The organism is Collimonas sp., assembly GCF_044339385.1.
Classification (GTDB): Bacteria; Pseudomonadota; Gammaproteobacteria; order Burkholderiales; family Burkholderiaceae_D; genus Collimonas.
Genome location: NZ_JBIIVN010000014.1, coordinates 16,489 through 27,151 on the forward strand (window position 1 = coordinate 16,489; position 10,663 = coordinate 27,151).

11 protein-coding genes and 1 pseudogene are annotated in these 10,663 nt (G+C 55.5%); 11 read left to right on the plus strand and 1 reads right to left on the minus strand.

Features of this window, described 5'->3' with window-relative positions:
• Positions 1 to 80: 80 nt before the first annotated feature.
• From ACIQ0R_RS02035 to ACIQ0R_RS02080, 10 genes are all read left to right on the plus strand, one after another.
• A complete protein-coding gene (locus ACIQ0R_RS02035) occupies positions 81 to 701 on the plus strand; it encodes a hypothetical protein (protein ID WP_395823188.1) in 621 nt (206 codons plus the stop codon).
• The gene (locus ACIQ0R_RS02040) at positions 701 to 1,222 is read left to right on the plus strand and encodes a TlpA disulfide reductase family protein (RefSeq protein ID WP_395823190.1); all 522 of its coding nucleotides are present in this window, start codon (positions 701 to 703) and stop codon (positions 1,220 to 1,222) included. The genes ACIQ0R_RS02035 and ACIQ0R_RS02040 overlap by 1 nt, the downstream gene beginning before the upstream one ends.
• 132 nt (positions 1,223 to 1,354) lie before the next feature.
• Positions 1,355 to 1,792: a type II 3-dehydroquinate dehydratase gene (gene aroQ, locus ACIQ0R_RS02045; protein WP_395823192.1), complete on the plus strand. Its 438-nt coding sequence runs from the start codon at positions 1,355 to 1,357 to the stop codon at positions 1,790 to 1,792.
• Positions 1,793 to 2,025: 233 nt separating this feature from the next.
• Positions 2,026 to 2,493 (plus strand): acetyl-CoA carboxylase biotin carboxyl carrier protein, encoded by a 468-nt coding sequence (gene accB / locus ACIQ0R_RS02050; RefSeq protein WP_395823194.1) that lies wholly within the window; start codon positions 2,026 to 2,028, stop codon positions 2,491 to 2,493.
• Positions 2,494 to 2,659: 166 nt separating this feature from the next.
• Positions 2,660 to 4,042, plus strand: coding sequence for an acetyl-CoA carboxylase biotin carboxylase subunit (gene accC, locus ACIQ0R_RS02055; RefSeq protein WP_395823196.1), 1,383 nt, complete (start codon positions 2,660 to 2,662; stop codon positions 4,040 to 4,042).
• Positions 4,043 to 4,109: 67 nt separating this feature from the next.
• Positions 4,110 to 5,021 carry a 50S ribosomal protein L11 methyltransferase gene (gene prmA / locus ACIQ0R_RS02060; RefSeq protein ID WP_395823198.1) on the plus strand — a complete coding sequence of 304 codons (912 nt, stop codon included), beginning with the start codon at positions 4,110 to 4,112 and terminating at the stop codon, positions 5,019 to 5,021.
• A 10-nt stretch (positions 5,022 to 5,031) separates the two neighbouring features.
• A complete protein-coding gene (locus ACIQ0R_RS02065; RefSeq protein WP_395823200.1) occupies positions 5,032 to 6,648 on the plus strand; it encodes a DUF3426 domain-containing protein in 1,617 nt (538 codons plus the stop codon).
• 119 nt (positions 6,649 to 6,767) lie between these two features.
• Positions 6,768 to 7,700 (plus strand): carbohydrate kinase family protein, encoded by a 933-nt coding sequence (locus tag ACIQ0R_RS02070; protein ID WP_395823202.1) that lies wholly within the window; start codon positions 6,768 to 6,770, stop codon positions 7,698 to 7,700.
• A gap of 218 nt (positions 7,701 to 7,918) precedes the next feature.
• A complete protein-coding gene (locus tag ACIQ0R_RS02075) occupies positions 7,919 to 8,158 on the plus strand; it encodes a hypothetical protein (RefSeq protein ID WP_395823204.1) in 240 nt (79 codons plus the stop codon).
• A gap of 134 nt (positions 8,159 to 8,292) precedes the next feature.
• Complete coding sequence (locus ACIQ0R_RS02080) at positions 8,293 to 8,832, plus strand: peroxiredoxin (protein WP_395823206.1); 540 nt, start codon at positions 8,293 to 8,295, stop codon at positions 8,830 to 8,832.
• 79 nt (positions 8,833 to 8,911) lie between these two features.
• On the opposite strand, the pseudogene ACIQ0R_RS02085 reads toward ACIQ0R_RS02080, so the two are convergent.
• Positions 8,912 to 10,114: pseudogene (locus ACIQ0R_RS02085) on the minus strand (MFS transporter).
• 254 nt (positions 10,115 to 10,368) lie between these two features.
• Here ACIQ0R_RS02085 and ACIQ0R_RS02090 point away from each other — a divergent pair.
• Complete coding sequence (locus tag ACIQ0R_RS02090) at positions 10,369 to 10,515, plus strand: hypothetical protein (RefSeq protein ID WP_395823208.1); 147 nt, start codon at positions 10,369 to 10,371, stop codon at positions 10,513 to 10,515.
• Positions 10,516 to 10,663 lie beyond the last annotated feature (148 nt).

Below are 10,663 nucleotides of genomic sequence, written 5' to 3' on the forward strand. Positions count from 1 at the left end.
TAGAAATTTTCCGGACGACGTCAGGCCCTGAATTGCGACACAATCGCACATTCACTGAAAATCGCTTTATCATCGCGCTCATGGCATCTAATCTCTCTCCCGAACTAGAACAATTGCGCGCAGAAATTGCCGCAGCGGCGGCGCGCATGATCGCGGAAGATGGCGCCGATTATGGCACCGCAAAGCGCAAAGCCGTCAAAATGTGCCTGGGCGACAAACGGGTTCGCGGCGAATTCCTGCCAGATAACGCTCAAATCGAAGAAGAAGTGCGTATCTACAACGACTTATTCTTCGGCGATACCCAACCGGGACGACTTTTGCATCTACGACAACTTGCTGTCGAAATGATGAGCGAACTGGCGCAATTTAACCCTTACCTTACCGGCGCGGTCCTCAACGGCACAGCTAGCCAACATTCGGATATTCATCTGCACTTGTTTGTCGATAGCCCGAAAGACGTCGAAATATTTCTTTTTAACAAAAATGTGCAGTTTGAGCTATCAACCAGCCCGCCCCTCAAAACCGGCGGAAATAACGATCCGGTAGAAACTGTCAGTTTCATGTATAAAAGGGAAGGCATACATTTAACCCTGTATGAAACCGACGATTTGCGCGGTAATATCAAGGCCGCACCAGGCAAACGCGCCGAACGCGCCGACCTGAATGCGGTACGCATGTTAATCAACCACGAAGAAGATTAATGAAACGAAATATTTTGATATTTGTCCCGATTGCTATTCTATTTTGTGCTATCGGTATTTATTTCGGCGTACAACGCCATACACCCGCAGCGCCTGAAAACGCCGCTGTCGCCAACTTGTTTTCGCAATCGATGCCCGATGCGAGCGGCAAAGTAGGTTCGCTCGCGCAATGGCAAGGCAAACCCCTGATTGTCAATTTCTGGGCGACGTGGTGCGGCCCCTGTGTGGAAGAAATGCCGGAACTGAATGCGCTGCAAACTGAAATAGCAGGCAAGAACATTCAAATTCTCGGCATAGGTATCGACTCCCAAGACAACATTGCCCAATTTGCCGACAAATACAAGATTTCCTATCCTTTATATGTTGCCGGCAGCAGTGCTACGGCGTTACTGCGCCAGTTCGGCAATCAGGCCGGCGGGCTACCGTTCACCGTCTTGATCGGCCGCGACGGAGCCGTCAAGAAAATGTACCTTGGTGGCATTAAATTTGATGAATTACGCAAAGACCTGGGATTGCTCTGAATATATTGATCAGCCACAAAAAAAAATTTAACAAATTCACACCGAAATTTCACAAAAACAATTTTTTTCTTGCCAGTCAACGTCATTTGACGGCAAAATGCGCCCATCGTCGTCAAACGGAGCATTATCTCCATGGCAAAAAATATACTTCTACTCAATGGGCCCAACCTGAATTTACTGGGTACACGAGAGCCAGAAGTCTACGGTTTGACCTCGCTGGCAGATGTCGAACAAGCAGCCCTGGCTCAGGCAAGCGCAGCTGGCGCTCGCCTGACGTGCTTCCAGAGCAATCATGAAGGCGCACTGATAGATCGTATCCACGCGGCCAAGGCAGAGGGCATCGACGCGATCGTGATCAACCCTGGCGGTCTCACCCATACCAGTGTAGCGTTGCGCGATGCGCTGGCGGGAGTCGCTATCCGTTTTGTGGAAATCCACATTTCGAATATCCACCAAAGAGAAGCGTTCCGGCACCACTCCTATTTGTCGGATGTGGCTGTAGGCGTTATTTGCGGTTTGGGTGTGGAAGGTTATCGCGCCGCGGTTGATTTTGCGATCAAGAAACTCTAGTTAAACTATTGCTATAGTTGACGCGCAATGATGCCCATCATTGATGTCCATTAATGCTTGTTAATGCGTATTTATTTTGCATTTATTAACATTTGTTGACGCGTTTCCGCAGCCGCGCACGCGTGCGCGACAAGCAGTTTGTCACTGCGCGGATCCGACGGCTAAACATGAAAATTGCTTTAAATTTTCACTATTTATAGAACAACATATCAACATATTCTGAGGGATTGTGTATGGATTTGAGAAAACTCAAGACGCTGATCGACCTGGTCGCTGAATCGGACATCGAAGAGCTGGAAGTGACCGAGGGCGAAAGCAAGGTTCGCATCGTCAAATCATCTGCATCCCAGCAGAACCAGGTTGTCATGATGCAGCCACAGGCGCATCAGCAGCCGGCGCAATTCCAGGTAGCGCCAGCTGCCTCGGCTCCAGTCGCCGCGCCGGTTGAGGCCGCAGCGGCTCCGGAAGGCCACATTGTCAAATCGCCGATGGTCGGCACCTTCTACCGCTCCTCCGCACCCGGCACGCCGCCGTTTGTCGAAGCCGGTTCCGAAATCAAGGAAGGTGGCACGTTGTGCATCATCGAAGCAATGAAACTGCTCAATGAAATCGAAGCCGACGCTTCGGGCGTAGTGAAGAAGATTTTGGTTGAGAACGGCCAGCCGGTCGAGTTCGGCCAACCGCTGTTTATCATTGGCTAATATTTATCCGGCGATATCCGGATCGTTCGGATGTCGCCATTCTGGTTGCCAATGCAGGGCCATCCGGTTCGCTTGCAACATCTCATGCAGCGCACCGCAGCTCGCCCGTATTGCCAGCCCAATGCTTGATAACGCTTGACTCTTAGCGACGCACACACCATTTACTATGTTTGAAAAAATCCTTATTGCCAATCGCGGCGAAATTGCATTGCGCATTCAACGCGCCTGCCGTGAAATGGGCATCAAAACCGTGATGGTCCATTCCGAAGCAGATCGTGACGCCAAGTATGTGAAGCTGGCCGACGAATCGGTCTGTATCGGCCCGGCGCCGTCCAGCCTGAGCTACCTCAACATGCCGGCCATTATCAGCGCGGCGGAAGTCACTGACGCCGAGGCAATCCATCCCGGTTATGGCTTCTTGTCCGAAAACGCCGATTTCGCCGAGCGCGTCGAGCAATCCGGCTTCGCTTTCATCGGCCCGCGCCCGGCCAACATCCGCCTCATGGGCGATAAGGTTTCAGCAAAACAGGCCATGATCCGCGCTGGCGTGCCATGCGTTCCCGGCTCCGAAGGCGCATTGCCGGACGATCCGAAGGAAATCGTCAAGATCGCCCGCAAGATCGGCTATCCGGTCATCATCAAGGCGGCCGGTGGCGGTGGCGGACGCGGTATGCGCGTGGTGCACACCGAGGCCGCACTGGCCAATGCTGTGACCATGACCAAGACCGAAGCCGGTGCCGCATTCGGCAACCCGGAAGTCTATATGGAGAAGTACCTGGAGAATCCGCGTCATGTGGAAATCCAGATCCTGGCCGACCAGTTCAAGAACGCCGTCTGGCTGGGCGAACGCGATTGCTCGATGCAACGCCGCCACCAAAAAGTGATCGAAGAAGCGCCTGCGCCGGGTATCCCGCGCAAGATCATCGAGAAGATCGGCGACCGTTGCGCCGAAGCCTGCCGCAAGATGGATTACCGCGGTGCCGGCACCTTCGAATTCCTGTACGAAAACGGCGAGTTCTACTTCATCGAAATGAATACACGGGTTCAGGTTGAGCATCCGATTACCGAGATGATCACCGGTATCGATATCGTTCAGGAACAAATCCGTATTGCGGCCGGCGAAAAGCTGCGCTTCCGTCAACGCGATATCCAGCTCTCCGGCCATGCCATCGAATGCCGCATCAACGCCGAAGATCCTTTCAAATTTACGCCATCTCCTGGCAAAATTCTGTCATGGCATGCCCCCGGCGGCCCTGGCATCCGGGTTGACTCGCACGCCTACGCCGGTTATTTCGTACCGCCCCATTACGATTCGATGGTCGGCAAGGTGATTTCCTACGGCGCCAATCGCGAACAGGCGATCAAGCGCATGCAGATCGCATTGTCAGAAATGGTGGTCGAGGGTATCCAGACCAACATCCAGTTGCACCGCGAACTCATGATCGACGCCCGTTTCATCGAGGGTGGCACCAACATCCACTATCTTGAACATAAACTGGCTGAACGTCCGGTTGTCGCCAAGGAAGCGGATAAAGCGGTCAAAAAATAAAGACAGCGGCGGCCCTGCGCCGCAGCTCTCGCCACCGCTACATAACGCTTGGTAATGAAGGCATCAAATGAGTTGGACCGAAATTGTTATTGAAGTACCACTGACCGACGCGGAGAGTCTTTCCGATGCGTTGATGGCGGCTGGCGCGCTGTCGGTTTCGGTGGAAGACGCTGATCTAGGCACACCGTCCGAACAACCGCTGTTCGGCGAACCCGGCATGGAGCCCAAAGAGGCGGCGTGGCAACGCAGCCGGGTCGTGGTGTTGGCCGATGTCGATGTCGACCACGCCGCCATCGTCAGCGCCGCAGCCGAAGCCTGCGGCGTGCCGGTCCCACCTTATTCGCTGCGTCCGGTCGCGGCGCAAGACTGGGTGCGCCTGACGCAATCGCAATTCGATCCGATTCATATCGGCAAGAGTATCTGGGTCGTGCCAAGCTGGCACGATGCCCCCGATGCTGACGCGCTGATACTGGAGCTCGATCCGGGCCTGGCATTCGGCACCGGCAGTCATCCGACCACCCGCCTCTGCATGGAGTGGCTGGAAATAAACGTACCGGCACAACAACCGCAATCCCTGCTCGACTACGGCTGCGGGTCCGGCATTCTGGCCATGGTCGCCAAGAAGCTTGGCTGCCCGACCGTAATCGGAGTCGACATAGATCCGCACGCAATCGACGCAGCACGCTACAACAGCGAACGCAATCATTGCAGCGCGGACTATTACTTGCCGGAAGATTTCTCCGCACACACCGGCATACAAGTATTCGATGCCGTGGTCGCCAACATCCTGTCCGGTCCACTCAAGCTGATGGCACCAATGCTGTGCAACCGTATCGCGCCAGGTGGCAGCCTGACCCTGTCCGGCGTACTGGCGACTCAGGCCGACGATGTGATTGCCGCCTACGCACAGTGGATATCGCTGACAGTCTGGGCCGAGCATGATGGCTGGGTTGCTCTATCCGGAAAACTGCGGGCATAAGTGGCGCACCATGACGCTCGCGACCCAATGTCCACATTGTCACACCACGTTTCGAGTCGCCAATGACCAGTTGAAGCTGCGCGGCGGCCTGGTCCGCTGCGGTAGCTGCCGTGAAGTATTCAACGGCATCGAACATCTGGTGCGCCCCGAGATTGCAGCCCCTGTCGCCAAAGCAGCGGCGAAGTCACCGGCCTCCTCGGCCGCACAGAATCATGCTGCAGTGCCTGCAACGCCAGCAACAGTGGCAGCCACGATACAACCGGCAGCATCAGAACCAACAATCACTGAAACGACACGTCAATCAGCAACTCAAGTACCAACTCAATTACCAACTCAAGCCCCCGCTGAAGCACCAACCCAAGCGCCAACCGAAGCATTCACCGAAGCCGCAATCCAAGTCCACGACATCGATGCCGCCGCGATCGCCGCACCAGCAGAGACGCAGCAGATTGCGCCGCTATCGCATCCTCGTCACGATGGCATCACAGCAGTTGCCACCGCCGCGCCAGAACCGGAGCGCATGCTGGCGCCCGATGCTGCGGTGGCGACAGACACCGGTCACGACGAATCAGCCGCAGCGCAAAACCCGCAAAGAGTAGCTGCTCCGTCATCGACAGCAAATATGCGGATTTCCGCCTCACACCGGGTGGAAGCCGCCATCGACGGTCTGGAGGAAGATTTACGTATCGCGGAAGAAAACGGCAAATCTGCCCCGGATGATGCGCACCACACGCCATTCGGTCTGGTGAAACCTTCTATTGCCGCTGAAACAGCGCCAGAACCTGAGGCGACACAGTCACCCAATGTCTGGCATCGTCATGCAGATGTCGATGTCGATGCCTATGTCAACGCTGATGACGACCAAGGGATCAACGAGCAACAAATGGCGCGCATGACCCTGATGCAAGTCGCCGGCCACGAAGACTTGGCAGCTAAGGGCGACGCCGGCACGGTGGCGTCAGAAAACGACGAGCTGGATCGCATCATCGACGAATTGTATCGCAAGCCTTGGCGCGGCCAAAAGAGTAGCGATAAGAGTAGAGATAAGAGCGGCGAAAAAAGCGGTGGCAACATCACCGAATCGAAACAGGAAGCCTCCAGCGAGCCTGATTTCGTCCTCAGCGCCAGGCGCAAGCAACGCATCGGCCGGCCATTGCGCGGCGCCATGTGGGGTATCGGCGCGCTGTTGCTGGTCGGCGCCCTCGGCCAATCGGCCTACCTGTTCCGCGACCAGCTGGCGGTGCGAGCACCGCAACTCAAGCCGCTGCTGACCGGTGTCTGCGCGAAAATCGGCTGCAGCGTTCAGTTGCCGATGAAAATCGATGCGATTTCGATTGACGCGAACGAATTACAGGCACTCGATCCAGCCCGTAATATTTTTTCGCTAAATCTACTACTGCGCAATCGCAGCGACACCGTGCAAGCCTGGCCGAGCATTGAACTCACCTTGAATGACGGCAACGAGAAAGCCATCGTACGCCGCGTATTTGCACCACGCGATTATCTCAGCGCGGCAACCAATGCCAGCCTTGGTTTCGGCAGCGATCAGGAGCAGCCCGTCAAGTTGACGTTCGAATTACAGCAACTCAGAGCATCCGGTTATCGGGTCTATCTATTTTATCCGTGAGCGCAGCAAGGTTTATTAGGCGAATGATAAACTCCGTATGCGCATGTAAACAAGGCGGGTTCACGCTTGAACACTCGGTATACAGCTGCGTCTCAACTTTGTCCCACCAAATATAAACTATGACATCACTCATCTGCGGTTCTCTGGCGTTCGACGTCATCATGCAATTCCCCGGGCGTTTCTCGGAATCGCTGCTGGCCGATCAATTACACAAAATCAGCGTCTCATTTCTGGTGCCGACCATGCGCCGCGAATTTGGTGGCTGTGCCGGCAATATCGGCTACAACCTGAAACTGCTGGGTGGCGATCCGCAGATCATGGCAACTGTCGGCCACGATGCCGGCGTCTACCTTGAGCGCCTGGAGCAGCAAGGCATTTCGCTGCGCTCGGTGCGCACTATCGAATCGATCTACACCGCGCAGTGCTTCATCACTACCGATGCTGATAACAACCAGATCACCGCCTTCCATCCGGGCGCAATGACTTATTCGCATGAAAACAAAGTGGCCGACGCCGGCCCGGTCAAACTGGCGATTGTCGCCCCGGATGGCCGCGACGGCATGCTACAGCATGCTGAAGATTGCGTCGCCCAAGGGATTCCGCTGATCTTCGATCCCGGCCAAGGCATGCCGATGTTCAATGGCGAGGAACTGCAGCACTTCATCGAACTGGCGACTTACATCGCCGTCAATGATTGCGAAGCAGAAATGCTGGCGGCACGCACCGGCTTGTCGCTGCCGCAAATTGCCGAACGCGTATCGGCGCTGGCTGTCACCCGCGGTGAACTGGGGGCCGAGATCTTTATCGCCAACAGCAAGATCAATATTCCTTGCGTCAAGGCCGAGCGAGTACTCGATCCGACCGGTTGCGGCGATGCCTTCCGGGCCGGCATGGTGTATGGCTTGACCAATGGCATGGACTGGGCCACGACCGGCCGCTTGTCCAGTTTGTTGGGAAGCATCAAGATTGCGCACCAGGGCCCACAGAACCATGCACCGAGCCGCGCAGAAATCGACGACCGATTCCAGCGTGAATTTGGTTACCGATTGTAAAAGTAGCACATCCGTTTTCCATACTCCGCACCGCCACTGTACGGAGTATGGAAAGACATCAGCGTCTCTTCCGGGGCTTTTTCAGTCTTTTTCTGCCTTTTTTTGACATACGCCCCTTTATCGCCGATTTATGCGTGATACATCCCCCACCTTCCCAGCCTGAACTTATCTGCTAGGCTTATATCCAAATTCCATTACATCAATGGGTGGAGGGCCACATGAAAAAGCGACTTCTTATGACAGCAGGCTTGCTTGGCGCAACGGTACTGCTAGGCGGCTGCGTTGCCGTGCCTTACAACGGCAACCAGTACTATGGCGGCGGCTACGGCGGCTATTACGGTGGCGGCTACTATGCACCGGCACCTGTGTATGCAGCACCGGTGTATGCGGCACCGGCCATCGGCATCGGTTTTGGCTACTACGGCGGCTGGGGCGGGCGCGGCGGGCGTGGTCGTTAATACAACGCACGTGGGCTGCAACATGAGGCTGACAAAGTCGGTCGGCCTGAGATTTGTGGGCGGAGCGTAGAAGTTCATTGGACAACTCCCGTTTCTCGAAGCATCATGGTGAATATCTTTAACAGGAGTCTCCAATGCAAAGACTTATTGCCACATTACTGATTTGCGGCGCGATTACCGCGCCGGCTTTTGCCGCCCTCAAAGCCGGTGACAAAGCACCTGTCTTCACGACGCAAGCGTCGCTGGGTGGTCAGGTGTTTACTTACTCGCTGGCCGATGCACTGAAAAAAGGCCCGGTCGTGCTCTACTTCTATCCAGCCGCGTTCACCAAGGGCTGCGCCATCGAAGCGCACCTGTTTGCCGATGCGGTCGACAAGTACAAAGCGCTCGGCGCCACCTTAATCGGGGTCTCCGCCGACAATATCGATACCCTCAACAAATTCTCAGTGAGCGAATGCCGCAGCAAGTTTCCGGTTGCCGCCGATCAGGACCAAAGCATCATGAAATCCTACGATTCGGTGTTGCTCTACAAAACCGGCTATGCCGATCGCGTATCGTATGTGATTGCGCCGAACGGCAGCATCGTCTATGAATACAGCAGCATGGATCCCGACAAGCATGTCAGCAACACGCTGCAGGCGCTGGAACAATGGGTTGCCAAGCAAAAGAAATAAGCAACACGGTTGCTGCAAAATTAAAAAGCGCGCTTGCCAGATAAATGCAAGCGCGCTTTTTTATGCTCGCCTATCGACGTCAGCCTGCAGTCTTACGTCGATAGGCATCCAGATTTGGCAAGAACATCGCCAACAGGCCGATCAGCGGCAAGAACGAACAAACCTGATAGACGAAGCTGATGCTGCTCATGTCTGCCAGCTTGCCGAGCGCCGCTGCGCCTATCCCGCCCATGCCGAAGGCAAAGCCGAAGAACAGGCCGGATACGGTGCCCACCTTACCCGGCACCAGTTCTTACGCAAACACCAGGATCGCCGAAAATGCCGAAGCCAGGATCACGCCGATTATCACGGTCAGAATACCGGTCCAGAACAGGTTGGCGTAGGGCAGCATCAGCGTAAACGGCGCCACGCCAAGGATCGAGACCCAGATCACCAGCTTGCGCCCGACCTTGTCGCCGATCGGTCCGCCCAGCACGGTGCCGGCAGCGACTGAAAACAGGAAAACAAACAGATGCAACTGCGCCGCCTGCACCGACAAGTGGAATTTATCGATCAGGTAGAACGTGAAATAGCTGCTCAAGCTGGCCATGTAAAAATACTTGGAGAAAATCAGCGTCAGCAGGATGCCGATCGACAACATGACCTTCTTACGCGGCAACACCAAATGCGGCTGCTGAGCCTTGGCAGGCCGGCCCTTGGCCTCCTGGCGCTTGCGTTTGTACCAGTTGCCGATCTGCCACAGCACCAGAATGGCCAGCAACGCCGCAGCCGAGAACCAGGCGATGCTGCTTTGCCCGTGCGGGATCACGATCCATGCCGCCAGCAACGGCGCCATCGAGCTGCCGGCGTTGCCGCCGACCTGGAAGATCGACTGCGCCAGGCCGTGACGGCCGCCGGAGGCCATACGCGCAACCCGCGACGATTCTGGATGGAAGATCGACGAACCGGTACCGACCAGCGCTGCCGCCAACAACAGCGTGCCGTAGCTGGGTGCGACCGACAGCAGCAACAGGCCGATCAGCGTGAAGCCCGTCCCCAGCGCCAGCGAATATGGCTTCGGGTGCTTGTCGGTGTAGAGCCCGACCAGCGGCTGAAAGATCGATGCAGTAATCTGGTAAGTCAGCGTGATCAGGCCGATCTGCGCGAAACTGAGGTTGAAATTCCCCTTCAGCAACGGATAGATCGACAGGATCAGCGACTGAATCATGTTGTTGAGGAAGTGCGCAAAACTGATGGCACCCAGCACGCGGAAGCCGATCTTTTCGGTATCGTGCGACGCCAGCGCGGGGGAAAGCTGCTTGGTAGCGGTTTACATGGTGATAGAGTGAAAGTGAGTAATCCGGAAAGCGCGTATGACTTTGGTTCCAATATATAACGGCCTTAGCGATCAAAAAGACCGCGCTCGACGCTAGTTATCGCCAGATTAGAAGTGTAAGCAAAAAAATCAAGGCTGTTTTAAGATAAAAAGACATAATTTATCGCCTTTCTGCCAATTCAAATCGAGCGGCGGCGCTTATCACTAACGCCACTCTCCATATGCCAGCGAAAATACTCACGCATACCCGCGTCGACCTGATTGACCTTGTGCCGGACGTCGCCCATCCGGTGCGCGTGCGTGCCCGCAACCTGGAAGCGGCAGAGTTGTTGCATGCGCACTCGCATCCGTGGGGCCAAGTAACTTAGTCACCCCTGAACAACCCCATCCCCCCCAATGTTGGCGGGGCCCGATGCCTCAAAAGCGGTTGCGGAATTTGCAAGAACATGGAATATTTCTATTCAATTTCTTGCAAATATTGTCGAGGTGTCTGTGGGTCCCAAGTGTGATATGCCG